A 26,931-nucleotide genomic window follows, 5' to 3' on the forward strand; every position below is an offset into this window, starting at 1 on the left:
GAGTGCAGTGCAGGTGGGTTACAGCTCGAACAGGCCCGGCGTGTCATCGGCGGGCGGGACCGCCTGCGCGCGGGCCCGGCGGACGGCGGCGACGTAGCACTCCGGGCACCAGGCCCGCAGACCGTCGGCGGGCAGCGTGACCGCCTTGGTGGCCGGGGTGGACGGGTCTGCCGGGGCAGCCATCAGGCGGACGCGGTGGCCGTGCTTGCTGGTGTAGCCGTCGTGCTCGCGCGGGCACCGCCCGTCCGCCTTGGCGTGCGGGTTGCCGCACTCGCCCGCGCACTGGCACCGGTAGCCGGCCGCTTCCATCACCGGCAGCCACGTGTCGACCGCCGCGAGAGGCTGTGACTTCATGCCGCCTCCTCCTCACCGCTGTCGTCGACCGTGTCCGCGGCGTGCAGGGCGGGCGCGGTGCGCTCTGTCTTGAGGGCATCGCGGACCTTGCGGGCGTTGTCCTGCGAGATCCGCAGTGTGCTCCGCAGCCGGTCAGCGGTCAGTTCGCCCTCCGACCAGTCGGCCGTGACGGTGCGGGCCTCGCTCAGGGCGTCCTCGAACGACCGGGCGCGCGGCTTCCCTGCCTTCGGCTTGGCCTTCGGTGCAGGACGGCGCGGCGGCCGGGGCGCACTGTCGACCGCCGCGTCCGGGGTCACGTCGGCCGGTGCCGGGGGCGGGGTGGCCTCTTCCTTCGCGGCCGGGGCCTGGTCGCCCATGCGTAGCATCACCCGCTCGCGCCGGGGCGTCCGCGTCCGCCAGCGCCAGCCGTAGCGCTCGCGCAGCTCCGCACGGGCCAACTGCCGTTGGCGTTCGAGGCCGAGTGCCACTTGGTAGGAGGTGACCTCCCACAGCGTCATCCGCCGCCACAGCGCGAACGTCGACAGCGGCGCCAGCAGCCAGCGCGAGACGCGGATCTTCTCCATGCGACGGCCGGTGGCGGCACCGATCCGCACGGCGTAGACGTGCGCGCCGATCTCGGAAAACACCACCCACAGCAGCGGCATCGTGCCGTGGGCCACCTTCGCCCAGGGGCCGTCTCCGGCAGCGATGTTCAGACCGCAGGTGATCAGGGTCAGCAGCCAGGGAACGAACCGCACCCAGGCAAGCGCCATGTCCATCCGGATCAGCAGCAGGTTGGCCACGGTGAAAACCGGGATGGCCGTGTCGATCCCGACCGGCAGCATCCATGGCTCACCGAACCCCCACCGCGCCGCCGCCTGCGAGACGGCGTCAAACGAGGAGATCAGACCGAGCGCGCCGACCCCGGCGGCGGCGAGCGCCCCGAGACCGGCAAGGCCCATCTCCGGGCGGGTCAGCGGCGGCACCCCCGCCGGCTCGGCAGGGACGCCCGGGACGAGGAGCTTCGTGGTGCTCATGCCGCACCCCTGTCCAGCTCCCAGATACCCAATAGCTTGTTGATCTCACGGTGCATGGCTGCCTCGTTCGTCGCGTCGCCTACCAGGGCGTATCCGCGTGCCAGCGTGGCGTTCGCGTCCAGCGCCCGGCGCAGCAGCGTGGGGAAGTCGGTGTTCTTGCCGGGGCGGGGGCCGTAGACGATCTCGTACAGGGTCATGCCGCTCCCTTCCGGTGCGTGGTGTGGGTGCCGGGGCGTCCGGTGCGGCGCCCGGCGGTCGTGCCCCTGGCCGGGGTCGTGGCGGCGGGGTAGTGCCAGCCGCCGCCCGTGCGCTTGACCCCGTACATGGCCTCATCCGCCAGCCTCAGCAGCGTCGCCAGCGCCTCACCCGGCCGGGACACGGCCGGGCTGAGGTCGCTGGAGAGGGCCGCGCCGATGGACGCACCCACCACCAGGTCACGGCCGGCATGGCGGAACGGCGCGGTCATCTCGTCGTGCAGGCCGCCCAGCAACCACGGCAACGCGAGGGGGTCGGTGAGCGGAACAGCGGCGGCGAACTCGTCCCCGCCCAACCGGGCCGCGACCGCACCCGGATGACCGGTGAGGGCGTCGGTCAAGCTCGCGGCGGCGGACCGGATCGCGGCATCCCCGGCCGCGTGCCCGTGGGTGTCGTTGACGGCCTTGAAGCCGTCCAGGTCGCACAAGATGACGGCGACGTGCGGGCGGCGGGCCAGGGTGTGGGCGGCGCGGGTCTCGAACGCGTCCCGCGTCCACAGACCCGACAGGGGATCGCGCCGGGCGGCGGTCAGGCGACGGCGCATCCACAGACTGTGGGCGCCCCACGCGGCGGCCATCGGGCCCACCGCGGCGAGGGTGTGCAGCATGGTGGTCACGCCGCACCTCCCGGCGCCATTGCCGTGTGATTGGCCAGGATGCGCCGGGCGGACAGCACCCGGTTGCGGGCCCGCCGCAGACGGCGCGCGTCCATCTCGTTCGGGACCCGGTCAAGGATCGTGATCTGCACGTCCAGCAGGTCAACCTCCGCCAGGATCAGCGGCGACTCCTGCTCGATCGCGTCCAGCTCCTCGTCCGTCGGCTCCATCCACGGAGCGAAGGCCGTAACGGCGTCCTGAACAGTGACGATGTGGTCCATTGGGTCGTGCTCTCCCTTGCAGGTGGAACGGCCCTACAGCGCCCCCGGAGTTGCCTCTCCGGGGGCGCGCGCCGTTTGGTGTCTTGGGTGAAGCCCTCGCGGCTCCCCGCACTCCCGCCCGTACGGACTGCCACGCCGAGCGCGGCCTCGGACAGGCGGGAGAGGCAGCCGGCCGCAGCGTCAGAACTGCGGACCAGGAACGGACCGGGAAGTCTGAGTAGGCGCCGCCGGCCGGTCCGTCGCGGCGGTGCCCCTGGTATGTCGTCGGCCCATGCCGACCTCCCGCGAATCGCAGGGACACGGCTTCACCGGTCTCGCCGTTGCCACGGCGGTACCGGTCCCGAGCCGGAGAGTCGGGTGCGTCATCGTCACTGCTCTGACGCCAGCAGGGCGGTCTGCACGAATCGGTGCAGGTTGGCGTACCGCCAACGGCTTCACCCGGCCGTCACGGGGGCGGTCTCACTCTTGCCGCCACGTGCGTTGGAGCCCCGCTGTCCTTCCCCACACCCGATCACCGGGTGGCGCCTGCCAAGCGCGTAGAGGGAGAGCGTCGTCCATCACGGCGGTTTGCCCCCGGACCCTCGTCCTAGGCACCTACCGCGACCGCCGCTCTCGCGTCGACTCCGCACGATCACTGTTCAGTTCTCAAGCAACGGACGCTGCCTTCGTACTCACCCCGTCGGGGCCTTTCCTCCGGGCGCCACACGGCCACGGTCATTGCGTGGTGTGTATTACCTACCACTCACGTTGGCAGAAGGATTCCGCGCCGTCAACCCGTGGCTTTCGACTCGGAACCGCCGGCCTGTCCCGTGCGGTGGTGACTCAACTGTCGCCATCCGGAGCCCGGTTCGGGAGCGAGTACTTGGGGGTGCACTCGTGTACTCCTGGGTGCGAACCTTCTACATCTTGGGTCTGACCTGCGTAGAGTGACGGTGAGTCAAGCTGGTACTACGGCCGCACTCTGGGGGGCCCATGGGAGACCGGAACGCCAGACTGGCCGCGCTCATGCAGGAAGGCGACTTCTCGCACAAGTCCCTTGCTCGCGCGGTGATCGCTGCTGCCGCTCGGGCAGGTGAAGACATCACCTGCGATCACACGTACGTCTCGCGGTGGCTCAAAGGAGCGATCCCGCGCGGCAACATGCCGCAGCTCATCGCGGATGCCATCGGACACAAGGTGGGGCGCCGGCTCACCCTGGATGACATCGGGATGGGTGCCGCGGCGGTGTCCTCCGTAGAGCCTGACCTTGGGCTTGAGTTCGCGGATAGGCCCGCAGTGACGGCCAAGACCGTCGCGGACCTCTGGCGTGCCGACCTTGCCGAGGCTGAGGTACTGGTCAGAGCACAGCCGGACTCAGCCGCCTGGCACACGGCTTCCCTGCGCTGGATCGTCGCCCCGCCGGATGGGGAACTGACGCGCGCGGGCAACCGAGGGATCGGCACGGTGGACGTGGAAATGATCCGTTCCACCGCCGACGCGTTCAGCATGCTCGATGGCAAGTTCGGCGGTGGTCACGCCCGACGTGCACTGATCCAATACCTGCACTCGGATGTCCGGCCGATGCTGGACGGGAAGTACTCGGACGCCGTCGGCAAGCAGCTCTACTCGGCCGTGGCGGAAGCGCTCTTGCTCGCCGGTTGGATGTCGTACGACAGCGGCCTTCACGGCATCGCTCAGCGGTACTTCATTCAGGCTTTGCGCATGACGCAAGCGGCCGGTGACCGGCTCCTTGGTGGCAGCATCCTGTCTGCGATGAGCCACCAAGCCACGTTCCTTGGGCGTTATCAGGACGCTGCGACCCTCGCTCGGGCGGCCTACACCGGACCGGCCGGCGTCTTGGGTCCCACGATGGCCGCGCAGTTCCGTGCCATGGAGGCTCGGGCATTGGCCCGTCTCGGCGACGAACGCGGATGTGACCTCGCTTTGGTGGAGGCAGAGCGCAAACTCAGTCAGCGGACCCCGGACAGCGATCCGCCGTATATCGCGTACTTTGATGAAGTGGAACTTGCAGCCGAGATCGGCCATTGCTTCCGCGATTTGGGCCGATCCGCAGAAGCGGCAGAACGGGGCGCGGGTTCCATCTTCGGCGACGGCTTGAACAACCGGAGTGACTTCTTCGCCACGATGGTGCAGGCCGAAGCTTATATCAATCAAGGCGAGATCGGACGCGGCTGCCAAATAGCCAAGACCGCGCTACAACTCGGCGATGGGTTGAAGTCGGCGCGCTGCGTCCAGTACGTCCGAGAATTTCACGAACGCGTTTCACCTGCGATGCGGGGCGCTGTGGAATTCCGCACCTTCGTGGAAGAAGCGCGCACCTTCCGCCTGTGGCAGCAATGCGGCTTGACGCCTTAGAACGGTGCCCAGTCTCGGCGTGATCCTCCTGTGCGGAGCGTTGCCACCCGCTTCTCGACCTCGTCAGCGGCCCGAGGGTTCGCCCCTGCGTTCTGTGAGAGCCACGTGACCATCAGAAGTTCTCGCACACTCCGCAGTACGGCGTATCCGGCCCACTCGCGCACGTCGAAACCGTAGCCCGCCACGAAATCCGCATACTCCGCTTCCGAATGCCAGCCAAAGCTGTCGTAATACATGGCTGTCTGCATAAGGTCCCACTCGCGGGGGCCCGTGGCGAATCCGTCCAGGTCGATTACACGAGGATGGCCTGCCGCGTCGCGCAAGACGTTGCCCACATTGAAGTCACCATGCAGATGCCCCGGCGGAAGCAAGAATTCGAGACGCCCATACTCTTCCTCCAAATCCCTGGCCAACGAACGGAGGAATTCGCGGGTCCTCTCCGGAATCGCGGCCCGTTCCAAGCGGCTGGCGACCTTATCGAAGGGTCGGAGCTGCGGCAGCGAAAAAGGCGGCGACTCCAGTTCGTGAAGCCGCCGCAGTAGCACGCCCATTTCCGCCGTACTCGCGTATGTGTCCCCGTCTGCGAGCCCTTCCCAGAAGGTGACCGGGTGGTCTTCGATCACGATCGGCTGTTCGGCGTCCGTGACGAGACGAGCGGCCGGGTACCCCTGGTCAGCTAGCCACCGGGCCACGGCAACTTCTCGCTGCACCGAGGCAAGGCGGTCGGCGCCCCGCCCCACCCGCGAGATGATCCGGCCGCCGTCGACACGGAACACGGCATGATCGCCTAGCCGGAGGATCCCGATGCCGTCCGGCTCCAAGTCGGCGACCGCGCATGCCCGGCGCAGGATGGCCTCTGCCGCGTCCGCGTCGAACTCCGTGCGTTCCGTCGTCGTCATGCCGTCTGCGTCTCCCGTCCGGTCGGCAGGGTGAGGACTTCTCGCCCTCTCCCCGCCCCCTTGCCGATCAACCCTCGCCCCTCCATCTGCGCGATGGCGGAGCGCACGGCGGTCCGAGACGCGCCGAACCGCTCGCACAACTCCTTCTCGGTGGGGAAGCGGTCGCCGACCTTCACCCCCTCGCCGCGCAACAGGTCGGTCACCCTCTCGACCAACGGCCGGCGGTCACCGGTCCCCGTCACGAACCATCCGGCGCCCTGTACCGACTCGATCACCCCATCGGCCTTGAGAGTGGCGAGCGCCCGCTCGATGGTGCTGCGACTCACGCCGTACTCGCTCACGAGTGCCGACTGAGACGGCAGCGCTTCCGTGATCTTGCCGTCCCTGATTTTCGCGCGGAGAGATTCCGAGACCTCCAGGTACGTACCTCGCGGACTGCCCTGCGGCACGTGGGCTCCTCTTCGTCGACCTCCACTCGATGGCAACAAGTGTTGCACTCCCCATGCCCCCGGCCGACGGTCTCGCCGCCTCCGCCTCTGGTATGAGCCCCCGCAGGTGCCCCTCAAGCGGCAAGTGGGCAGCTATGGACTGTGATACCCGCAGGTCTCCTGGAGGGCCTCCACCGAGCATCTGTGACGGAGCCAGGCACAGGTTCCGACGATGTTCACGGCTCGATTTTGCAGACGCGGCCCTTCGCCAGGCCGTGAGCCCTGAGACTGGGTGCAGGCGTTCCGGCCGCTTACCTGGAGGTCTCGTGCTCGTCCCGTCAGTGCCCACAGAAGTCGTCTATGTGAACGAGAACAACGTCACCCTGACCATGCCTGTCCACGCCTGGGACGACCAGGGTCGGGCTTTGGTATTGGTGCGAAACCGGCTTATGCGCGCCGACGAGATGACAGGCTTCAAGGCGGTCCGTGAGGCAAACCCGATCGTTGGCGTGGCGCCCGGCGGCGGATGGAAGATCACGTGGTTCGACAAGGACGAGGGCTGGGAATTCTCTCAGCCACTCGTGGCGTGGGTCATCCGTGCGGATGGGTCGGCGGAGCCCGTGGACACAGATTCGGCGGGGGACGCGAGCGTTGTCTCGCGTGTGGGTGGGGACCGGCGCTTGTCCCACCCCGACGAGGTGAGCGATGCCGCCGAAGGTGGCGTTCCTGGGGCATAACGTAAAGCCCCCTTGGCCGGTGAGCCAAGGGGGCTTCGTACTGCCTGAGTGCTCCGGATCAGCCGCGACGACGACCGAAGAGTCCGCTCGCAGTGACCGCGTTCGAACCCATCGGCAGGGGTGGTGCCTGCTCCCGCCAGGAGGGGGAAAGGCCGCCCTGCGCACGGTATGCGATAGAGATCGGTCAAACGTTGCGCCGCGGCGGGAAAACGCGCAGGTCAGGCGCCTTCTTTAGATCGCCCTAGGCATGCCCTCCGGAGCCGTGTGCGCAGGTTCGAATCCTGCCGGGGGCACCTTGGATTAGGTGCCCAAAGACCCCGTCATCAGCGGAAACGCTGAGTGCGGGGTCTTCGCGTATGTGCAGGCGTGTGCCGGTCGGAGCGGGCGTATGTCGAGGTCTGTGGACGAGGCGTGGACGGGATCTTGGGACGTAAGCGCAGGTCGTCCCAGGTATCCACCAAGGCCCCGGACAGGTACAGGGGCCTTGGGGGATACCTCCTTGAGCGTGTCGCTCGTACCAACAGAATTTTGACGGGGAAGTCCCTCAGCCGGTGGCTTTGGCGATGATGCGGTCCATCTCCTCCCGGCCGAAGGCTCGCAGGGTCGTGCTACGGACGTTGCCCAACGCACCGACCTGTAGGAGCACTGCGGTGGCAGTCTCGTCATCGGGCGCCTCCACGACAGCCACGACGTCGTACGGGCCGACGGTCCAGAGGAGGTTCAGGACCTTCACCCCGAGCTTCTGAGCCGCTGCCGTGAAGGCTTCGGCGCGTTGCGGGGTGTCTTTGTAGCCGCGGACTCCCTGGTCGGTCCAGTTCAGCAGCGCAACAAACGTCGGCATGATCCTTTACCCCTGTAAGTAGACGCAACTAGTCGTGGTCAACTCTGGGCATCATGCGCGTAATGCGCATGAGAGGCGCCTCTGAACGAGTGATTGGAAGCCGGCCTGACTTCATGGCCCGGCCCGACATACACCCCGGAATTCCTGAGGACAGGAACGCCCCTCTCGGTCATGGCATGCCGATGCCCCCGGAACAAGTCCGGGGGCATCGGAGCTAGCGTCGTCTGCGATCACTCGTACTCGCGCAACAGATCCTCAATACGCCGGTTGGCGACGTCTTGCCGTCCGTCGAGGCACTTGGCGTAGCGGGTCAACAAAACCTCCACGCTGTTGCCGGCGCGCTCGGCCACCTCGGTTGGGTCGACACCGGCGTTGAGCCACGTCGACAGCGCCGAGTGCCGAAGGTCGTACGGTCGACTCGCGAGCGGCGAGGCGGCGACGGCCGGCGGAAGCGCGAGGAGCCGAGCTTCCTGCCACACGCGGTAGTAGGTCGAGGACGGGACGACCGAGCCCTTCTCACTGAAGAACAGCCGCCCGTCGTCCGCCGTGCCGAAGGTGGCCAGGTGCTCGCGGAGCACGGCCACGAGGTGAGGCGGGATCGGCACCCGCCTCACATCCTCGGTCGGCCGGTTCTTCAGCCCGCGGTCGTCATGGGTCTCCCCCGAGTCGGTCCACTGCTTGCCGACGGACGGACGGGTCCGGTGGAGCAGCGCCGAGCCCCAGCCCTGCTCGGGAAGCTTCAGGTCCGTCTCGACGAGTCCGACCGCTTCCGCCGGCCGCAGGCCACCGAAGTACATCGCGGCGAACAGACCCACGAGGCGACGACCACGAGCACGCCGGTACCCGCCCACGTACGAAACCGCCGCCAGTAGGCTCCGTGCCTGCTCCGGATTGGCGACAACCCGCGGGTCGACCTGGTTGGACACCTTCGGCTTCTGCCAGCGGACAGCCGTGATGGGGTTCTCACGCAGCTCCCCCAGGTCGACGGCGTAATTCGCGGCATTGACGAGCGTCCGACGCTTGCGCCGCACGGTCTCCGCCGCTGCCGCCGTGCCGTCGAGCTTGAGCTTCAGCGAGTCGAGGACCGTGCGAGCCGTGGCCGCTTCAGCAAGATCGGCGAGCGGCCGGGACGCCTTGGACACCCAGTGGAGAACGTTCCGCACGTCGTCCGGGACTTCCCGATCATCGGGCCCCGGCAGCACGAAGGCCCAATTGCGCAGTGCTCTGCGGATGTTCTCGTCGGACGGTCGTCCGGCGCGCTCGTCGAGGAGTTCCAGCGTCACGCTGGTGAGGGCTTCGTTGATGCCGTCCCGTGTATTGGGGGCGGCATGAGGCCATTTCATGGCGAGGTACCTAAGAGCGAAGGCGTACCACGACACGGCCGACTTCTTCTCTTCCATCGAGGCCGGAAGTCCCGACTCCGTGTCGAACTCCTCGCCGTCGCGCATGGCACGCATGAGCTTCGTGCGGTAGTGGTCGGCGAGCGCCTTGGTCCGGAAGGACTCCGAGAACACATTGCCTGCGACGGACCAGCGGACACCGTACGAGGGCGTTTTGGTATCCCGCTTGCGGACTCCCCAGACCTTTACATCGAGAGACTTCACGCTGCCTCCTCCAGTTGTCGCAGCCAGGTGTTGAAGTCACTCCGCCAAATCCGCAGCTCTCCGTTGGGCAGCTTGAAGGCGACCGGCCCGTACCCCAGTTCTCGCCAGCGGTAGAACGTCCGACGGGAGACACCGCCCAGCTCATCCAGGACTTGGCGAACGGTCATCAGCTCGTCGCGACGGGCGTCCATGTCGGTTCTCCTTCCGTTCCGGGGGCGGGTTCGAGGGACGCAGCGAGCCAGGCCTCGCCGTTACTCAGGCCGGTTCCGGCGAAGACCCAGTGGGCGAGGACGAGCGTGGTTTCGCCCTCCTGGGGAGCGGCCGTGGGCGCTTGTGCGCGGCGCCATTCGGCGCGGGCGTCGCGGAGGGCGCCGAGGGTGGTGGAGTAGCGGCGGGACTTGGTGGAGAAGTGGCCGCGGAAGCCGAGCATGTGGGCCCAGGCGCGTAAGCGGAGGTGTTCGAGGGCCTTGCGTGCGCCGAGGGTCCAGGCCGTTCGGATCATGCGGCGGGCGTGGTCGGTGATCCGGGCCTGTGCCAGTTCGGCGAGGAAGCGGATCGGCCGGTCCAGGGTGCCGGTCGCTGTCTCGGCGCCCTTGGTCGCGTACTTGGCGATGTACGCCGCTACGGCCCGCTCAGTCAGCTCCTGGCCGCCGTCGAAGTCCGCGGAGCGGATGGTGCGCACGTCGAGCTGGCGCCCGAAGGTGAAGGTGTGGGCGCGGCCGTCGACGTCGGGTCCGTTGACGCGTGTGGCGGTGACGGCGGCATGGATGGCGTCGGTCAGCAGCTCGGCGGACGCCCAGGCTGGAGGGGCCATGTCGCCGCCCTCCGGGCCGTCCAGGCGGATGACCGCGTGGAAGTGGACAGCACCCCGCTTCTGATACTCGGCGACCTTGGCGAAGGAGACGCGTGCGTGATGCCGAAACGCGCGTTGGGTGAGTCCGGCGCGCTTGGCGATCTCACGGCGCAGGTAGATCGAGAAGCGCCGCCAGAGGGCTCCGGCATGGGCGTTCCAGAGCACGGCCGCTTCATAGTCGTACGCGTCCGGATCGAGGGGCGTACCGAGGGCCGGGTCTGTGTCGTCGTGCCGGGCACCGCAGCGGCAGGGCAGCCCGCTGGAGGGGCGGTTATGGACCGGGCCGAAGCTCGGTGCGGTGAGGGTGGCGAAGACGCGGGGGTGTGTGCCGACCTGTTCGGCGGTGCCCTTGCCGCCGCGGAGTCCGGCGGTGATCAGGTGGAAGGTGTCTCGGCGGTAGACCTCCGCGCAGGCCGCGCAGCGGGTGGCGCGACGGTTGTTGCAGCGGACGAGGAGACTTCCGGCGGGCAGGGAGGACGAGTCGAGGTCGTGGAGGACGCGCCCGATCTCTCCGGTTGTCCGGTCAACCGCGTACTCGGTGCGGTGGCCGTCGAGGCGCACGGGGTTGGTGCAGCCGCCCAGGCCGGAGAGTTGGCGGGCCAGCTCGGGCATGGTGCCGAGGGAGGCCAGCATGGAGAGTTCCGCCAGCGGGGGCGGAGTCTGCCGGGTGATGATGGGTCTTCCTTTCGGCTGTTTCGGCGGTTGGGAGGTACGGCCCCGGGGCGGCGGGATGCTTGGCGGCGTTTGCCGCCCCGGCGGCCGGTCAGCGCCTGTTGGCGCCGGTGATGAGGGAGCGCAGGACCACGGCGGCGATGGCCACGGACACGGCCGAGACGGCGACCGCCGCCAGGAGCGCGGTGAGGACGACGCCGACGACGACCACGGCGGCGACCGCACCGGCGCCGACCCCCACGAACGGGGCGACCGAGCGGCCGGCGGAGGGAGCCGGGGCATGGTCTTGCGGGATGTGGGTGGTGATGCTCGGGACGTGCGGGGTGTCGGGCAGCTTGGGGCGGAACATCGCGGGACTCCTTGTCGGTCGGGGTGTCATTCGTGAGTGCCGTTGACGACGTCGACCCCGGAGCGGGTGCCGGACTCGATGGCCGGGGCGAGGATGGTGTGCGAGAGCCAGAAGCCGAACAGCGCGATCACGACGGCGACCCAGAGGCGGATGCCGAGGAACTTGATCGCGGCCCAGGCGATGACGCCGAGGACGAAAACGAGCGGCAGCGAGACGGTCACGGGCACTCCTCAGCGGACGCGGCAGCGGTGGGTGCGCGCGGCCAACTCGGCGGCGGCACGGCTGTCGTAGTCGGTGGAGAAGCCGCAGCGCGGAGCCGTGCAGGCGGCGGTGTGCTTCTCGCGGCCGCGGCCGTCGTAGTAGGTGCCGATCTGAACGGGGCCGATGCGGACGACGCGGCGGAAACGGCGGTTGGCGGACATCAGGGCATCTCCTTGTCGGTCTCGCCGGTGAAGTCGGTGACGTGGTCGGCCAGCCAGCGCAAGATCTCGTCGCCCTCGTAGCTGTCGGCGGCGAGGATCACCGGCTCGGCGATCAGCACGGCTTCGGTCAGGCGGTTCTGTCGGGTCAGCTCTGCGGCGCGCTTGAGCGCGCGGAGCGTGGACGGGCGCAAGGGGGAAAGTCCTCCGGGTCAGGTGAGTTGGGTGGTGATGGCTTCGGCGAGCGGCATGGGCACACCGAGGCGGGCGCGAAGGGTCGAGGTGTCGATGTCGGTTCCGGTCCGGGCGCGGTGTTCCTCAGCGACCTTGCGGGCGAGAGTGACGAGCGCGGGCGGTACCGAGGGTGGAGGCGGCGGCGCCGACTCCGGTACGGAGGCTGGCAGTTCGGGCGCAGACGTGGGTGGCTCGATGTCTGTGGTGATCGGTTCCGGTGTCTGTGCCTTCGAAGTTGGTTCCGGTGCCGTCACCGGGTCCGTGCCGGGATTCGTTGCTCCGTGGGCGAGCAGCGTGCCGCCGAGGAAGGCCACCGCGGGCCAGCCGGCGACGAGGATGCGGAGCCAGGCCGGTACGGTCTCCAGGTCGAGCAAACCGGCGGTGGCGACGTTGGCGCCGAGGGACGCCGTCAGTGCGACGAGGAACCAGCACCACCCGGCCGCTTTCGCTTCACCGGAGCGCAGGCAACGCCAGGCCGCCACCAACAGCAGGTCGACGGAGACCGGATAGGCCCACGCCTTCCAGCCGTCCTGTCCGGCAGCGAGCGCAAGGTCATGCAGGTGAGCGAAGGACAGCGCGGCGGCGATCACCGCTTGAACGAGCACGGCGTCCACACGGACGGGCAGGGCACGCACGGCCACTCCTTCCAGTTCCGGGCATGGGTGGGGTAGGGACATGGCGCGGGACGGCCGCGCCGACCGTGGGAGCGGGTTGGCTACTCGGTGATCGGCTGAGGAGTGGCCAGGGGGCCGGACCCCTTCACCGGCACGGGCGGGACGTGGGGCCGGAACGGCGCGAGCGCCGGAACGTCCGGGGCGAGGTGTGCCGTCTCGCGGCAAGTGGCCGCAGCGTCGGCGAGGGACAGGTAAGGGGTGCGGATGCGGGACCAGCCGCCGGACGTGTCGCCAACGACGGCGAGGCCGGGCAACTCGGCCGCGATGGCACAGGAAGCCAGGACAGCCTCAGGGGCGATGTCACCGAGCGCCATCTTCGCGGACGCCTCGTCGTTCACCCGGTGGCAGACCCGCCCGGTGAGCTGAGCCCGGAGCATGGTCGCTCCCTTGCCCAGCTCGGCCCCGAAGCGCTGCCCGCAGACCTCCAGGTAGATGCCGGCCGCGCGACCGAGCTGGGCGAGCCGGATGAGCTGGGTGACCATCTCGTCCCGTCGCTCCTCCTCCTTCCTAGTGGCGACGAGGAAGAGCTCTGCTACCTCGTCGACGAACAGCACGATGGGAGCCGGGCGTTCGTCCTCCGGCAGACCCCAGACGTCCGAGGTGATCAGCTCATCCGGGGTGCCAGGTGCGATGCCCTGCCGCGCTTTGATCAGGTCGTATCGGTCCTCCATTTCCTTGACGAGCACGGGCAGCAGCTCGGCCGCCTGCTCCGGGTCGGTCGCCAGCGCCGAGAGCCGGGGAGCGAACGGCGCCAGCTCCACCCCGCGCTTGCAGTCGATCCCGACCAGGACCACCGGCTGAGCGGCCAGCCCGGCCAGCAGGTTCCGCAGGAACATGGACTTGCCGGACAGCGTGGCGCCGAGCACGAGTTCGTGGGGGACGGCCCGGTAGTCCCGTACGAAGGCGGTTGCGTCCTCCCGCAGAGCCACCGGCACGCGGAGCGGACCGACGTCGGCCCGGCGGGGCATCCGCACCTTCCGCAGGACGTCGAAGCCGACGAGCCGCAGTTCCACGACACCGGGCTTGACGTCCCGCACGTACACGGCATGAACACCCCAGGCGTGCCGGAGCCGTTCGGCCGAGGCCGCCACGTCCGCCGGTTCCTGGCCCGGAGCCAGCCGCAGCCGTAGCCGCAGACCGGTCGAGGTGGGCCGGATCATGCCCCGGCGAGGAGGCACGGGCCGGACCTCACGGCGAGTCGTGGCCTTGACGGCCAAGGCCCGCCATCGGGGCGGCTCGACCGTCAGGCCGCACGCGTCCATGGTGGAGGTGTAGGAGGCCAGCAGACGGGCCACCGAGACGGGCAGCCCGACCGTGGACCAGTACGCCGCCGGATGGGCATGCCGGGCGTAGGCCGCGCCGCCTATCGCAGCGAGCGACCCGCCCAGCTCGGCCCACGTCACCAGGTCGGTCACGACGATCAGCCCGCCTGCTCCATCGGGAAGGCGCCAGGAGCAACGGCGGTCGCCCGGTAGGCGATGCCGTGCCGCTGCTGCCCGTTGAACACGCTCTCCCACGGCCGGGCGATGAGCCCCGGCAGCGAGACCGGGGCCCCGACGGTCAGGCCATCCGTCACACCGCTCTCGGGGACGGTGACCTTGATCAGCGACGACTCGCCCTCGTCGACGTAGACGACGCCGACGGTCATCAGCGCCTCACCGCTCACGGCATCCTTGGCGATCTCACCGGTCTGCCGGTCACGCACCTTCGGCGCCGGCGCTTCGGTGAGCAGGATCGTGGCGGCCGAGGCGTCAATACGGATTACACGCACAGATTTCTCCTCCTGAGTCGATCAACCTGCCGACCTGACAAGTTGACTTAGCAAGTTCGAGCTAGGGATGCCAAGTTGACTTGTCAAGTGCGAATCGGGTGGGAGTCGGCAGCGAACTGGTCGTGATTCAGGGTCAGTTCAGGCGGTAGGTGTCTTCCAGTTCCTGCCGGTCGGCGGGAAGCAACACGTCTGAGACTTGCAGCGCCTGCCCGGAAGCGTCACACGCGACGACCAGGACACTGAGGACCGGAACCCGATCAGGAAGATCCAGAAGCTCCGCTTCGTCACGCTCGGGCAGACGGGCCGAGACCCGTTCCGTCACATGGTCGAAGCGGACCTTCTTGCGCGCCTCCAGGTGTGCGCGGGTGCCACCCGTCAGCGCTTCGGCACTCTCAAGCTCCGTGCCCTCGACCAGGCCGGCGGGGAAGTAGGAGGACACCAGCTCAGCCGGTTCGCCGTCCTCCTCGACAAGGAATCGGCGCATGAGGATCTTGGCCCGCTTGGGCAGTCCGAGGACGGATGCGACTCGCGCCGGAACGGGGACGTAACCGACTTCGACCAACCGGCCCGCCGCTTGCGACTCATCGCGCGTGAGCGTCTCACTCCCCCGGCGGTCCTTCTGCTCGACGACAGCCGGGCGGCCTCGCACGATCGTGCCGAACCCCTGTCGGGACTCCAGCCAGCCATCACGCTTCAGCAGTTCCAGCGCCCGTACGACGGTGGGGCGAGACATCCCGAAGGACTGCACCAACTGGTTCTCGCTGGGCACCCGAGTGCCAGGCGGGTACGTGCCGTCCTCGATGCGACGCTGGATCGTCTGTGCGAGGCGCACGTACTTCGGTGGCTCCACTTCATACGCCATGAACGCCGCCTGTCGGGATTGGCCAAGTCAACTGGTCAACCAGACTAGCGAATCTTCGATTGTCAAAGTAGAAGCGGAGCGAACTCTTACCTTCCGGGCCAGGCATCGGCCATCACGAAGGAGACGACGGTTCCGCCGAAGCGGCTCGGTGCGGCGTGCCACGACTCGGCCAGCGAATCGACCAGGAGCAGCCCACGCCCGTGGGAGTCGTTGGCGTCGGGGCGCCTCAGCCGCACGTTTGCCGGAAAGCCAGGGTTGTGCACATCGACCCGAAGCGAATCTCCCTCACGGAACCATTCGACCCGGACGAGCCAGGGGTCGTCCGACCGGCCGTAAGCGATGGCGTTGGTCACCAGCTCCGAGATCATCAGCGCACAGTCGTCCACGGAGCAGGCCGGGTTGTACGGGGCGATGAACTTGCGGAACCAGCGCCGAGCCCGCGGCACGGACTCAGCGACAGGGTGCAAGGCCATCGCGCCGAGACGCGGCGACTCCTCAGACGGGTAGCGGTCGATCATGTAGGCCATCAGGTGCTCACTTCCTGCCGCTACCGTCGCAGTCGAGGCAGCGCCGCTTCGATGTGGCGCGGGTACGGTCGGCGGCGGTGGCAAGCGCCAGGGTCGTACGCGAGCCGACACGCTTCCAACCGCGCCCCCGGCAGCCCCGGCAAGGTAAGTGCGTGCCCTGATCCGGCCGCTGACTCGTCACACCGCGCCTCCTCCCAGAGAAGTGGCCTTAGCCACTTTCTGGATAGTGGCATTAGCCACTTCGTCGACGCAAGCGGTTCGCTGCAACTGGCCCCCTCAGGTGAGGGGGTAGCCCTGCTCGAACGCCCAGCGATGCGGCGGGTAGGTGGCCTCAGCGAACTCCAACGGCCGGTCCTGGAGGTCGAAGACGACGTGGTGGACGATCAGGACGGCGGAGCCGGCCGCAAGTTGAAGGTCCTCGGACTCTTCCTCCGTCGCCGCACGCGCGCACATGCGATCCTCCGCGTAACTCCCCTGCCGCCCGGTCATGTTCTCGACGTACAGCAGCGTCCCCTCTTGGATCCGCTCCGGCTCCAGAAGCTTCGGCGCCCGTTGACCGACATCCGGAGCGAACCACGAGGTGGACAGCGTGATCGGCCCGTCCTGGTTATTGGTCACCCGCCGCCGGTGCACCGCCCGACGATCCTTGACCAGGCCCAGCGCCTCAGCCACGTGATCCGGCGCCTCCAGCCAACCGGCAGAGGTGATCACGGCGTACTCCCCAGGCGTGTAGATCTTCCCGGTCTGCCGAGCGCGCCCGTACAACTCACGAGCCCGCCGGTTGACTTCGAGGCTCCGCACGTACGTGCCCGACCCCTGACGCTTCTCGACAAGCCCTTGATGACTCAGCGCCTCCAACGACCGTGCAGCCGTAGGCCGGGACACCTTCCAGTCCGCCGCCAACTGCCGTTCGGACGGAACTTCGTCCCCCGGTCGCAGGTCACCCCGAAGAATCTGATCACGGATGTAGTGCGCGATCTGGAGATACTTCGGCTGAGCCTCCTCGATCTGCGGCATCAGTCCTCCTCACCCAAGGCGAGCCCCAGGCGAGTAGTCGGGCACCCCGCTACCGAGCTGAGGCCTGCTTCTCGATACAAGTGGCTATGACCTCTAGCCACTATAGGGTGAGTGGTCAACCCCCTACCCCGTAGGCTGAGACGCATGACGCGGTTGATCGTCGCAGCAGGAGGAGGGGGCGACGCAGTCGCCGCCGCAATGATTCACGCCGCCCTCTACGGCGACGAGGACCGGGCGGTGATCCTCACGTACGCGTGGGACCGCCTCCTGATCGACCCGGTTCCGGGTCCCCGAGGACCGGACAACTTCACCGGCCTCCAGCCCCTCACTTCAGCAGTCTGGACAGTGCCGGCCGAAGCCCGCCCGATCGCTCCGGCAGGCTCGACGCTCCCCCGACTCGCAACAGAGCTCCCGCACACGTTCGCGCTGATCGATCCGCACAACGGGGTCGAGGGCGTCACTCGCCAACTGGAAGAGCTGGTGGACCACTTGTCACCGGCCTCGATCGATCTCCTGGACGTAGGCGGAGACATCCTTGCCCGCGGCGATGAGCCGACGCTGAAGAGCCCGCTCGCCGATGCCGTCACGCTCGCCGCGTGCTGCCAGGTGAACGCTCCTGTTCGCCTCCTGGTGACGGGCCCCGGCCTCGATGGCGAACTCCCTCTCGACGAACTGCGCGGCATGCTCGGCCCGCTCATCCACACCCTCACAGCGAAGGACGTCGAACCGATCAGCTCGGTCCTGGAATGGCACCCCTCCGAGGCAACCGGGATGCTCGCTGCGACAGCCCGAGGCGTACGCGGCACCTGCGAGATGCGAGACGCCGGCCTCCCGGTCCCCCTCACCGACGAAGGACCGACGGTCCATGAGGCCGACTTGGACGAGGTGCTGACCCGCAACCAGTTGGCCCGCGCCATCTTGACGACTGCCACCCTGGACGAGGTCGAGGCATATAGCCGCGAAATCTGCGGCTACTCGGAGATCGACTACGAGCGCAACAAGGCCGCGTGGCTCAAGGACCAGCTACCGGCGCAACTCGATCCAGCGGCCGCACTGTCTCAGCTCGACCAGTTCGAAGCCGAGGCCCGCAGCCGCGGAGTTACCCACACGACGTTCCGGCGCATCACTGAGGTCCTGAACCTCAACGGCTCCTTGCGCGAGGACTTGCGACAACTACTCATTCACAGCCGACCGGAGCAGTACGACTCGCCCTTGTGGCGCATCACGTCCACTCCTGAGTAACAACTTTCTTCACGGGTTCAAGGCGGCTCGCTCCGCTCACCGCGCGCGGCCCGGCCCCCGGCCGGGCCTGCGCTCCTGTCTCCGCCCCGCTCCAGCCCGGCCGGCGCCCGTGCCGCGCGCACAGCAGTCAGCCGCCTGAGGCCAGAGAAGAGGTACGTCGCGGCTGGGGCGGTCGGCTCCACGGCTTTAGGCAGCCACTTTGGCGCGAGCCTCGAAGATCATGGCCCCAACGTCGTGCTTTACCGGGCAGGTCCACAGACTGCCCGACGCGCCGGAAGCTTACGGGGCCATGATCACTCGCGCCAAAGCAGCTCCAGCCCAAAGCCGCTCCACCGACCACTGCGGGCCCACGACGGCAGCAGCCAGTAGCTGCACCTGCCTCGGAGTTGTCCGAAGCGAGTCAACGAGGGGACTGAGCAGGATGGTTGCCCGAACCAAGCCCTCTCTCTGAGAGTCGGTGTAGCACTCGTCCTGCCCAGCCATTGGTGGCAAGATTGGACAAGTTTCGAGTGGGGGGCTGTTCGTGGCAGTACGCAAGACCATCCAAGTGGTGCCGAGGGCTCGGCGTACGCTGACTTCGCTGCGCAACCTGGGATACGACCTGCGCCATGCAGTGGCAGACATCGTGGACAACAGTGTCTCCGCCGACGCGACGACCGTCGACGTTACTGTGCACTTCGCTGGTACGCACTCCTGGATTCGGATCGCGGACAACGGGCACGGCATGAGCGCTGACCAGTTGACCGAAGCTTTCCGGTACGGAAGTGAGCGGGAATATGCGAGAACAGAGTTGGGTCGCTTCGGTTTTGGACTCAAGTCAGCCTCCACGTCGCAGTGTCGCAAGCTGACCGTGGTGTCTCGTGCTGACACTCCCGGTGCACCTCTGGAGGCTCGTCAGCTCGACCTCGCCCACATCGACCAGGTAGATAACTGGGAGATTTTTGAACTCACTCCTGACGAGCTGCCCGAACCAACCCGCTCTGCCTTGGGGGAAGCTTCCGGCACGGTTGTTCTGTGGGAAGACTTGGACCACGTTCTTCAGTATCAGGATCCCTTCGGAGGGTGGGCGAAAAAACAACTGATCGCCTGCGCTGAGGACATCGACGAGCACCTAGGCATGGTCTTCCACCGCTTCCTTGCCGGCGAAGTTGCGGACCGCCAGCCGCTTCGGATCACGGTGAACGGTACTCCCGTAGAAGCATGGGACCCGTTCTGCCGCAGCGAGCCGAGCACCACGGCACTCGAAGAAGAGAACTTGGAGGTGCATTCTCGATACGGCAACGGCATCGTGCACCTAAGTCCCTTCGTGCTTCCTCACCAAAACCAGTTCTCCTCGCCTACCGCATGGAAGCGGGCTTCTGGACCCAAAAACTGGAACCGGCAACAGGGTTTTTACATCTACCGAGCCAATCGTCTGATCCAGTCTGGTGGCTGGTGCCGAGTACGAGCCCTGGACGAGCACGTGAAGCTGGCTCGTGTCTCGCTCGAATTCTTTCCCGAGCTGGATAACGCCTTCGGTGTCAACGTGGCCAAAGCCTCTGTAACGCTGCCGGAAGACTTGCGTCACGCCCTCAATCCTAGAGTCTCGACCTGGAGCAGGGCAGCTGACGCCGCCTACCGCCAAAAGCAACCTTCCCAAAGCCCACCACCGAGGCGTCCCCGAGCCTCCCGTGCCGTACCGACGCCGCAAGTGCCGGCCCCCTCTACGGTGGCGGATGTACCTGGCTCTGGCCGCAAGGAGCCCTCTCCCACTAGGTCCACAACTCCGTCACCACCACTGATCAGCCCCCACGCATCTGCGGTAACCGCACGAGTGCCGGGGACCGCGCCACTTAGTGCGCGACAGGCGCTAGAAGCCGCAGCGGCTCAAGCCGGAGAAACTGAGGCGCTTATCCGAATCGTGTCGAATCTTCGCTTCATCTCTCCGGAGGTAGCACGTGACCTCGGTTGGTAACCGCATCGAGCAACACCTTTTCGTCCTCAAGGCCATCATGGACAGGGATGGGCTGACCCTGGAAGAAAGCCTCACGCGCTACCCCGGTCTCGTACCGCTGGAAGACCACGACGCCGTCCGCCAACACTGGGAAAAGCAGCAGCGGACCACCACCATAATTCGGACAGTGCGTCCAACAGAGGTAAGCGCTACAGGGGGGCCACGCCCTTGGTTCCAGAACTGGGACACGGCTGACGGCTATTACTGGACACGTCAGCACCGCTTCCTCAGCCACGTACTGCACCGCCAAACCTACGAGATCGATAGCCTAGACCGAGCGAGTGACCGAGTACTGTCGCACCTGGAGGACCCGCGGCATCCCGAGCCGTTTAGCGTGCGAGGCTTGGTCGTTGGTCATGTACAGAGCGGGAAAACAAGCAACTTCTCCGCGCTGATAGCCAAGGCTTCGGACGCAGGCTACAAAATCATCATTGTCCTCTCAGGACTGCACAACACTCTGCGCTTGCAGACACAGCGACGTCTCCAGCGCGACTTGGGACACGAAAATGTCCCATTCCCCAATGGTGTGGGGCAAGGAGATCCAGATAAGTACTGGACCTGGTTGACGCATGACCACCTCGACGGCGACTTCGACCCGGGGGTCAACGTTGGCCCCCTACAGGGACAGAACCAAGTCATTCTGGTGGTCAAGAAGAACAAGACTCGCCTCGACCGCCTCCTAGAGTGGCTGGAGAACAAGGTTCCTGAGCACGTACCGGTCCTAGTCATCGACGACGAAGCCGATCAGGCATCGGTGAACACAGGCGGCAACCGTGCTGACGACGAGCCTGTGTCTGAGGTATTGGACCTGAGGTCGTCAGACTACGACGGTGATGTGCCGTCAGACGACGAGCTGAACCCCAGCGCTATCAACCTTCGCATACGCAGGCTTCTCCGCTGCTTCGCGCGCGTGTCCTATGTCGCTTACACGGCGACACCCTTCGCCAATATTCTCATCAACCCCAACGCTGAGGACCGAGTAGGTGGCGACGACCTTTTTCCGCGGGACTTCATCATCACTCTGCCTCATCCCCCCGGGCAGAAGTACGTTGGGCCTGACCGTCTATTTGGACGCGAACAACTCCCCGGCGAAGTGGGGCAGGTGGAGGGGCTCGATGTCATCCGAATCGTCCCAAACCTGGATGTAAAACAGATCGTCCCCCCGAAAGGCAAAGGAAAGCCCTACACACCAAAACTGCCCAACTCCCTGAAAATCGCCCTTACCGACTTTCTGCTGGCAGCTGCGGGCCGGATGGAACGAAATAGCGGTGATCAACCTTGCACCATGCTCGTGCACGTTGACATGCGCAAGGAATCACAGGATAAGTTGGCTTCCGAAATCTCGGCGGAACTTGGCCACATGCGTCAGCAGTGGCGTTATGACCGAGGAGAGTATCTGCCGATTCTGCGGGATCGCTGGGACACCGAATTCCGACCTCTCACATCTTCCGTAGACCTCGATAAGGACACTCCCTTCGAGAAGCTAGAGCAACACCTGGATACGCTGTTCGGTCCGGGAATAGAGGTGCGGATCCTAAACTCAAATCACGAGGATGAACTGGATTTCGAGGCAGAGCCGGACTTGAAAGCAGTCCTGGTGGGCGGCAACAAGCTTTCCAGAGGTGTCACCGTTGAAGGACTTCTCGTCTCCTATTTCGTGAGAAGCACTCCCTACTATGACACGCTATTGCAGATGGGCCGCTGGTTCGGCTACCGAGGCGACTACGTCGATCTGACGCGCCTGTACAGCACCCAAACTCTAATCACCTGGTTCCATGATCTAGCGACTATCGAAGAGGAGCTTCGCCGACAGATTGAGCACTACGCGCGTCGGAGACTTACACCATGGCAAAGCGCGCCACGCATCCGCAGCCATGAAAAAATGCTGCCGACGGCGAAGAATAAAATGAAGGAGACGTCGCTACAACAAGACTCATTCGACGGCAGGAAGCTGCAAACCCTTCGCTTCCCCTTTGATGATCCAGCAATCCTTGATGTGTGCGGTGAAAACTTGCGCATCGCTCGAACCCTGCTGAGGTCGCTGGGAAGACCGCACGAGGCGGATTCCGGCCGCCTGAGCTGGAAGGGCGTCAATGCTGAAGCGATTGTCCAGTTCATCGAAGGGTTTCAATTCAGCGAGCAGAGCGCCTTCGACGTACCAGCCGTTGTGAGTTATATCCAGGCACAGACGCAGCATAACGAACTCACGTATTGGCGAGTGCTGGTCTCCTCTGCCAGCAACCGGAAAAAGGATCACGCCACGGTCGACCTGGGAATATCAGATCATCCCGAGGTTGCAATGATCCGACGTAGCAGGCTCATCAAGGACCCCACCTCGCTGGGTGTGGTTACCGAACCGGAAGACGAACTGCTCGGACTCTCCCCGGATGAAATCGAAGAGGCACATAGGCTGCACAAGACGGGAGAGTTCACGATGCTTGGTGATGCCTTCAGATCCCAACGGTCGCCACGAGAAGGACTCCTCGTCCTTTACCCCATTGATCCGGGGAGTGGACCAGGAGCATACGCCAAGAACCGGCGCAGACTATTCGAGGAGGGAGCCGAGCGGCCCGACTGTGTCTTGACGTATGCCGTTTCTTTTCCCTATTCGAACAGTCCCCGCAGTGTTTCCTACGTGGTAGGGCGTAAGGCAGGGCACCAGTGAACGCTGCGGAACTCGAAGACCTGTGGAGCCAAATACCAGCCGCCCCCGCCCCAGGCCTACTCTCTGCAGAGAAGCTGCCAGCTGATGGCGTGTGGGCCGCGGTCGATGCGGAGGGCCACTGCCATCTGCTCCTGAACGTGCCACCGGGTACGCAGACTCCCAGCACCATTACTAAGGGGCTGCAAGTTCGTGTAGGCGAACACCAAGTGGCCGGCCAACCGGTCAGCGACTACTTGGACGTTGCTTGCTTGGACGCAGGCACGGTTACAACCTTCGCCGCCGTGGCTGCTGACATCATTCACGCTGCAGGGCCTCTGCAGGCCGCGGACAGAGCCGCAACCGTGGGTGACGTATTGGAACGGTGGAAGTGGTTTTGGGAGGTTGACGCTAGCCGTCTCACCGGCAATGACGCCTTGGCTCTTTTCGCCGAGCTTTGGTTCCTCGTTCGCTGGACTGGCGTGACGCCAACGCACATAGACGCCTGGACAGCCTCCGAAGGATCCCGCCACGACTTTCAATGGTCGCATGCATCAGTCGAGGTCAAGTCCACCGCACGTAGTGGCGACGCCGGCAGTGTCCACACGATCCGAAGCTTGGACCAACTCGCACCCCCGGAGACTGGGGAGCTGTACCTCTTCAGCCTCCGAGTCGTGCGAGACCAGCTCGCTAATAACACCCTTCCTAAGCTGGTCGATCGGGTGTCAGCAGACCTGGAAGGCCACCCAGCTGCCCGCGAACGCTTTCTCCAGAAGGTTGGGCTACGAGGATATAGCCCGGTCCATCGCAAGGCTCACGAAATTCCCTATCGGATTGTCGAGGAGAGCCTCTATCGAGTCAGTGACGCCTTTCCACGGCTAACCCGGCAAAGCTTCCCAGCTGGCCTGCCAGACGGGGTAGTGCGTGTCTCGTACGACCTCGATCTCGCAGCTTGCAGCCACTGGCTTATCACCTCTAACCCCATCGACTGGCAAGCGCTGTAGGGCCATACAGTCACTGCCTAGTGCCGGGTGTGCTGACGCCTCCTTGAAAGCGTCAGCACTCTGCGCTAGCTACGCTGTAGAGGTCGTCGCCCGGGGGCTTTCCCTGACAGTATTTTTCCAGAGGGCACCACCCGCACGCAGGTTGATTGGGCTTGCAATAGTCGTTGCCGATCACACGGAGCGCGGCCATGCGGAGAGAAGCGTTGGTGCCGGCGCCTACGAGACGGATCAAGTTGACACGACCATCGGTCAGTTTGTTGGTGCGGTCAGCCTCGCTGTCGTTGACTCGTGCTCCAACACGCAATGCCCCCTGGGTGACTAGGAGAAGGTCTTGGTCTCCAAGGAGCAAGGTGTACAACGCCTCCTCAGCCGGCTTGAATCCCAGCTTTGAGGGAACCTCGTGTTCCTTCACTTCGCGCCATGCTGAGCGATCGTCAACAAGTGGCTTCAATCGTGAGATTCTGTCTCTTACGCTCTTCGTTGGCGCCTGCATCAACATGCGCTCAAACACCTTGGCAGTCACCGACTTCATGCCTCGAATTGTCTGCATGATGTCGCGCAGCTCAGACTGCTTCACACGGCTGCCGGACAGGAGAGCCATCACGGCAGCTTGAGGGGGAAGCATTTCAGGTCCGGGATACTGATACCAGCCGTCCTGCTCGCGCGCCTGCTCTGCCCACAGATTGAGTTCTTCTCGGACGCGCCGCCAATGGGGAGTCAACCCACTGTTTGCCGATGCTTCCCCGATTGGAGTTACCGCCGCCGCAGCCGCTTCCCCCAAGAGGGGTGGTACTGCATTACCGATCTGCTTAAATGCGTCGCTGCGCGTTCCAGCAAATCGGAACCGGTCCGGGAAAGTTTGGATGCGAGCAGACTCTCTCACCGTAAGGGTGCGAGGCTCTGCGGGATGAATATACCAGTAGCCGTCTTTCGCGATATGCGCAGTAATCGACCGACTAAGCTCATCCCAGTCCAGCTTCTTATATTTATCCGTGAAGCTGTCTGCGCGATAACGACGTAGCTCCTCTGGAAGATCCGAGTACAAGGTTTTCGAATCCATGTGCCGCGAGAAGATCTCCCAGTCATCTTCCCGAACTCGGCGCGTCATGTGGTCGTGGATTACAGTGGTCTCAGCGCTCTGCCGCATAATCCGGGCGAAAGATGAAAGTCGCTCCGGCTCCTCGTAGGGCATCTCACGATCACCTACACGCTGTCGTGGCTTGAAGTCCAGCTTCGGGAGGTCGGAGATCGCATCACGAAGTGACACAAACTGCTCTCGCATCGGCGGCCAATCGAACCGCTCGATATCGTTTCGGGCAAGCAGTATTAGCCTCTTGCGGTGCTGCGGAACCCCGTACTGCCACGCATCTACGAGACGCAGTTGAGTTGCATATCCCAGATCTTCGAGCTTTTCCTCAATAATGCGAACTACGGCAAAGTCGTCACCCAAACCCATATCGGGTACATTTTCCATGAGTACGGCGCGAGGTCGAACTCGGGTGACAACATCCAGGTATGCTCGCCACAGCTGCTTGCGATGGTCTTGCGGATCCCGTCCGTGATTTCGGACCAAGTCGCGAATCTTACTACGCCCGGCGCGGCTGAACGGCTGGCAGGGAGGACCACCCGCCACCAAGTCCACTTTGGCGTTCAGAAGGAGGTATACGAGCCTGTCTCGATTTTCGGGATTCCCGAGATCCATGTGTAGGCTGAGCCCCGAGAAATTTGCGGCGTGAGTTTCCAAGGCACGCTCGTTGTAGTCGACGCCAGCCGCTACAGTCCATCCAGCGCGCTCGATACCGAGACTTAGTCCACCCGCGCCGGAGAAGAGATCTACCGCGAGACGCTCACCTTTGTGACGCTCAAGCCACTCAGTGAAGTCTTCCTCAGTGCAACTGTCGGGATGCCGAGGTAGCGGGAGACAGTCAGACCGCTCGAGGGGAACGCCGTACTTCCCCTTTGTCACCGCACAGCCCTCCGTACATGAGAGATCGACGAGCACCAGGAGAGCACACACAACCACTCGCGGCAATGGCTCTCACAGGACGAGACACTACTGTGCACACCGGGGCCTCGCCGATCCATCAACAAGATCTACGCCACCCCACACGGATGCCCGTTCGCACGCTCGCAGGTCCGCACCATGGAACCTGAGGGACGATCTTACGTCCTCCCGGTTGAGCGCTCCACGTCGTACCACAGGTGCTTCCCCTGCGCTGTGTGGTAGCGACGCTTGGCGTCTGGCACCACAAGCGGTCCCTCCGAGACGCGAGTCGCTGCAAACGCCAGCTTACGGGCAGCATCCCCTCGTAACCTCCAGTTGTGGGCAGCTCGAAGATCACGACACATGACATCAAGGGCAGAGCTTGGTCGTTCCTGATCACAGACGAGACGGAGCGTCAGTTCCAGGGCAACAGAGGCTATGAGGACGTCGCGGAGGAGTCCTACAGCTACGACTCAACCGTAGGTAACCACCGCAGAGTGAAGGCCGGCGACTTGGTCGTGGTGCGGAACCGCCACGAGGCCTTGGGTATCGGCTATATAGAAAGATTGGACGTGCTAACGGGCCAGCAGAAGGTCCGCAATCGGTGCCCGCATTGCGGGAGCACCAACTTCAAGGAACGCACTACTCAAAAAGTGCGGTATTGGTGCAGCCCTTGCCAGCGGGCCTTCCCAGAACCGAGGGAAGAGGTGATCCCGATCACCACCTACCGGGCGCACTACGGAGGCACCTGGCAGCCGCTCGAAGGGTGCTTAAACAAAGCAGACCTTACCGAAGTGACTCTGAGCCAGTCCGACCAGCAATCGATCAAGGCGATGGACCGAGCCCGCACACTCGTCAAAGTTGCAGCTCTCGGCGTTCGCCTGCCGCACCAAGATGTCGCGATGATCTCAACGCACCATCGCCCTTCAGTACTAGCGGGAGGGCGGCGCCGCACGACCACGGCAGCGCGGCGAGGACAGGATGCGTTCCGTCAGGCCCTTGTGCGTGAGTACGGAATGGTTTGTGCCATGACCGGTCCAGCACCGGCCGAAGTGCTCGAAGCAGCACACCTTCGCCCGTTCGCTGTTACTGAGCAACACAACGTCGAAGAGGGGTTGTTACTGCGCGCCGATGTTCACCGCCTCTTTGACGCTGGGCTGTTAGCTATAAGGTCAACCCTTCGCATCTCTGTCGCGCCGAGCCTTTTGGGGCACACTGAGTACAGTGCGTTGGACGGCGTACCGTTGCATGTATCGGTAGATGCACCGCTGAATCGTCACGTCATAGAAGAGCACTACCTGGCCACCACAGCGACGTGGTAGCT

At 65.3% G+C, this 26,931-nt stretch carries 29 protein-coding genes; 7 read left to right on the forward strand and 22 right to left on the reverse strand.

All coding sequences use genetic code 11. The annotated features are described in order from the left end of the window. Positions 1–18: 18 nt before the first annotated feature. The 5 genes from ABEA82_RS05435 to ABEA82_RS05455 are packed head-to-tail and all read right to left on the reverse strand — an operon-like array spanning position 19 to position 2,501. Positions 19–354, reverse strand: a complete 336-nt coding sequence (locus ABEA82_RS05435) for a hypothetical protein (RefSeq protein ID WP_345660224.1) — start codon at positions 352–354, stop codon at positions 19–21. Beyond that, on the reverse strand, positions 351–1,370 hold the full coding sequence (locus ABEA82_RS05440) for a DUF2637 domain-containing protein (RefSeq protein WP_345660225.1): 1,020 nt from the start codon (positions 1,368–1,370) through the stop codon (positions 351–353). The genes ABEA82_RS05435 and ABEA82_RS05440 overlap by 4 nt, the downstream gene beginning before the upstream one ends. Next, the gene (locus ABEA82_RS05445) at positions 1,367–1,567 is read right to left on the reverse strand and encodes a hypothetical protein (protein ID WP_345660226.1); all 201 of its coding nucleotides are present in this window, start codon (positions 1,565–1,567) and stop codon (positions 1,367–1,369) included. Before ABEA82_RS05445 ends, ABEA82_RS05440 begins: the two co-directional genes overlap by 4 nt. Beyond that, positions 1,564–2,232: a GGDEF domain-containing protein gene (locus tag ABEA82_RS05450; RefSeq protein ID WP_345660978.1), complete on the reverse strand. Its 669-nt coding sequence runs from the start codon at positions 2,230–2,232 to the stop codon at positions 1,564–1,566. Before ABEA82_RS05450 ends, ABEA82_RS05445 begins: the two co-directional genes overlap by 4 nt. A 5-nt stretch (positions 2,233–2,237) precedes the next feature. Then, positions 2,238–2,501, reverse strand: a complete 264-nt coding sequence (locus ABEA82_RS05455) for a DUF6284 family protein (RefSeq protein WP_345660227.1) — start codon at positions 2,499–2,501, stop codon at positions 2,238–2,240. A gap of 1,005 nt (positions 2,502–3,506) precedes the next feature. Between ABEA82_RS05455 and ABEA82_RS05460 the strand changes: the two genes are divergently transcribed. Beyond that, entirely contained in the window at positions 3,507–4,856 is a 1,350-nt protein-coding gene (locus ABEA82_RS05460; protein ID WP_345660228.1) for an NsdA family TPR-like regulatory protein, read from the forward strand. On the opposite strand, the gene ABEA82_RS05465 is transcribed toward ABEA82_RS05460, so the two are convergent. Both ABEA82_RS05465 and ABEA82_RS05470 read right to left on the reverse strand, forming a co-directional pair. Further along, positions 4,853–5,755 carry a phosphotransferase enzyme family protein gene (locus tag ABEA82_RS05465; protein WP_345660229.1) on the reverse strand — a complete coding sequence of 301 codons (903 nt, stop codon included), beginning with the start codon at positions 5,753–5,755 and terminating at the stop codon, positions 4,853–4,855. The genes ABEA82_RS05460 and ABEA82_RS05465 overlap by 4 nt on opposite strands. Further along, entirely contained in the window at positions 5,752–6,204 is a 453-nt protein-coding gene (locus ABEA82_RS05470; RefSeq protein ID WP_345660230.1) for a GntR family transcriptional regulator, read from the reverse strand. The genes ABEA82_RS05465 and ABEA82_RS05470 overlap by 4 nt, the downstream gene beginning before the upstream one ends. A gap of 341 nt (positions 6,205–6,545) precedes the next feature. On the opposite strand from ABEA82_RS05470, the gene ABEA82_RS05475 reads away from it, so the two are divergent. Next, positions 6,546–6,920, forward strand: a complete 375-nt coding sequence (locus ABEA82_RS05475) for a hypothetical protein (protein WP_345660231.1) — start codon at positions 6,546–6,548, stop codon at positions 6,918–6,920. Between the two features lie 544 nt (positions 6,921–7,464). On the opposite strand, the gene ABEA82_RS05480 is transcribed toward ABEA82_RS05475, so the two are convergent. The 14 genes from ABEA82_RS05480 to ABEA82_RS05545 form a co-directional block, all read right to left on the reverse strand. Continuing rightward, positions 7,465–7,761: a GYD domain-containing protein gene (locus ABEA82_RS05480; protein WP_345660232.1), complete on the reverse strand. Its 297-nt coding sequence runs from the start codon at positions 7,759–7,761 to the stop codon at positions 7,465–7,467. A gap of 230 nt (positions 7,762–7,991) precedes the next feature. Further along, on the reverse strand, positions 7,992–9,365 hold the full coding sequence (locus ABEA82_RS05485; RefSeq protein ID WP_345660233.1) for a tyrosine-type recombinase/integrase: 1,374 nt from the start codon (positions 9,363–9,365) through the stop codon (positions 7,992–7,994). After that, positions 9,362–9,556 carry a helix-turn-helix transcriptional regulator gene (locus ABEA82_RS05490; RefSeq protein ID WP_345660234.1) on the reverse strand — a complete coding sequence of 65 codons (195 nt, stop codon included), beginning with the start codon at positions 9,554–9,556 and terminating at the stop codon, positions 9,362–9,364. Before ABEA82_RS05490 ends, ABEA82_RS05485 begins: the two co-directional genes overlap by 4 nt. Next, the gene (locus ABEA82_RS05495) at positions 9,532–10,851 is read right to left on the reverse strand and encodes a replication initiator (protein WP_345660235.1); all 1,320 of its coding nucleotides are present in this window, start codon (positions 10,849–10,851) and stop codon (positions 9,532–9,534) included. The genes ABEA82_RS05490 and ABEA82_RS05495 overlap by 25 nt, the downstream gene beginning before the upstream one ends. Before the next feature lie 130 nt (positions 10,852–10,981). Continuing rightward, positions 10,982–11,239 carry a SpdD protein gene (locus ABEA82_RS05500; protein WP_345660236.1) on the reverse strand — a complete coding sequence of 86 codons (258 nt, stop codon included), beginning with the start codon at positions 11,237–11,239 and terminating at the stop codon, positions 10,982–10,984. A gap of 26 nt (positions 11,240–11,265) precedes the next feature. Then, a complete protein-coding gene (locus tag ABEA82_RS05505) occupies positions 11,266–11,460 on the reverse strand; it encodes a hypothetical protein (protein ID WP_030246370.1) in 195 nt (64 codons plus the stop codon). A gap of 9 nt (positions 11,461–11,469) precedes the next feature. After that, positions 11,470–11,661 (reverse strand): mobile element transfer protein, encoded by a 192-nt coding sequence (locus ABEA82_RS05510; RefSeq protein WP_345660237.1) that lies wholly within the window; start codon positions 11,659–11,661, stop codon positions 11,470–11,472. After that, on the reverse strand, positions 11,661–11,852 hold the full coding sequence (locus ABEA82_RS05515; RefSeq protein WP_104783024.1) for an RING finger protein: 192 nt from the start codon (positions 11,850–11,852) through the stop codon (positions 11,661–11,663). The genes ABEA82_RS05510 and ABEA82_RS05515 overlap by 1 nt, the downstream gene beginning before the upstream one ends. A gap of 18 nt (positions 11,853–11,870) precedes the next feature. Then, positions 11,871–12,527 carry a DUF2637 domain-containing protein gene (locus ABEA82_RS05520; protein WP_345660238.1) on the reverse strand — a complete coding sequence of 219 codons (657 nt, stop codon included), beginning with the start codon at positions 12,525–12,527 and terminating at the stop codon, positions 11,871–11,873. 80 nt (positions 12,528–12,607) lie between these two features. Further along, the gene (locus ABEA82_RS05525; RefSeq protein WP_345660239.1) at positions 12,608–13,981 is read right to left on the reverse strand and encodes an FtsK/SpoIIIE domain-containing protein; all 1,374 of its coding nucleotides are present in this window, start codon (positions 13,979–13,981) and stop codon (positions 12,608–12,610) included. Between the two features lie 5 nt (positions 13,982–13,986). Beyond that, positions 13,987–14,337 (reverse strand): SCO3933 family regulatory protein, encoded by a 351-nt coding sequence (locus ABEA82_RS05530; RefSeq protein ID WP_176153782.1) that lies wholly within the window; start codon positions 14,335–14,337, stop codon positions 13,987–13,989. A 133-nt stretch (positions 14,338–14,470) separates the two neighbouring features. After that, positions 14,471–15,199, reverse strand: coding sequence for a GntR family transcriptional regulator (locus tag ABEA82_RS05535; RefSeq protein ID WP_345660240.1), 729 nt, complete (start codon positions 15,197–15,199; stop codon positions 14,471–14,473). 86 nt (positions 15,200–15,285) lie between these two features. After that, entirely contained in the window at positions 15,286–15,726 is a 441-nt protein-coding gene (locus tag ABEA82_RS05540) for an ATP-binding protein (RefSeq protein WP_345660241.1), read from the reverse strand. Between the two features lie 276 nt (positions 15,727–16,002). Further along, positions 16,003–16,743, reverse strand: coding sequence for a GntR family transcriptional regulator (locus ABEA82_RS05545; RefSeq protein ID WP_345660242.1), 741 nt, complete (start codon positions 16,741–16,743; stop codon positions 16,003–16,005). 144 nt (positions 16,744–16,887) lie between these two features. Between ABEA82_RS05545 and ABEA82_RS05550 the strand changes: the two genes are divergently transcribed. The 4 genes from ABEA82_RS05550 (at position 16,888) to ABEA82_RS38640 (ending at position 23,623) form a co-directional block, all read left to right on the forward strand. Then, complete coding sequence (locus ABEA82_RS05550; RefSeq protein ID WP_345660243.1) at positions 16,888–17,985, forward strand: DUF1152 domain-containing protein; 1,098 nt, start codon at positions 16,888–16,890, stop codon at positions 17,983–17,985. Between the two features lie 523 nt (positions 17,986–18,508). Further along, a complete protein-coding gene (locus ABEA82_RS05555; protein ID WP_345660244.1) occupies positions 18,509–19,939 on the forward strand; it encodes an ATP-binding protein in 1,431 nt (476 codons plus the stop codon). After that, positions 19,923–22,643 carry a Z1 domain-containing protein gene (locus ABEA82_RS05560; RefSeq protein ID WP_345660245.1) on the forward strand — a complete coding sequence of 907 codons (2,721 nt, stop codon included), beginning with the start codon at positions 19,923–19,925 and terminating at the stop codon, positions 22,641–22,643. Before ABEA82_RS05555 ends, ABEA82_RS05560 begins: the two co-directional genes overlap by 17 nt. After that, on the forward strand, positions 22,640–23,623 hold the full coding sequence (locus ABEA82_RS38640; protein ID WP_176153792.1) for a PD-(D/E)XK motif protein: 984 nt from the start codon (positions 22,640–22,642) through the stop codon (positions 23,621–23,623). Before ABEA82_RS05560 ends, ABEA82_RS38640 begins: the two co-directional genes overlap by 4 nt. Before the next feature lie 52 nt (positions 23,624–23,675). On the opposite strand, the gene ABEA82_RS05565 is transcribed toward ABEA82_RS38640, so the two are convergent. Then, positions 23,676–25,646 carry a DNA cytosine methyltransferase gene (locus tag ABEA82_RS05565; protein WP_345660246.1) on the reverse strand — a complete coding sequence of 657 codons (1,971 nt, stop codon included), beginning with the start codon at positions 25,644–25,646 and terminating at the stop codon, positions 23,676–23,678. Positions 25,647–25,945: 299 nt separating this feature from the next. Here ABEA82_RS05565 and ABEA82_RS05570 point away from each other — a divergent pair, with 299 nt between their 5' ends. Next, positions 25,946–26,929 (forward strand): HNH endonuclease, encoded by a 984-nt coding sequence (locus tag ABEA82_RS05570; protein ID WP_345660247.1) that lies wholly within the window; start codon positions 25,946–25,948, stop codon positions 26,927–26,929. Positions 26,930–26,931 lie beyond the last annotated feature (2 nt).

Origin of the sequence: Streptomyces venetus, from assembly GCF_039540295.1 — a bacterium.
Taxonomy (GTDB): domain Bacteria; phylum Actinomycetota; class Actinomycetes; order Streptomycetales; family Streptomycetaceae; genus Streptomyces; species Streptomyces venetus.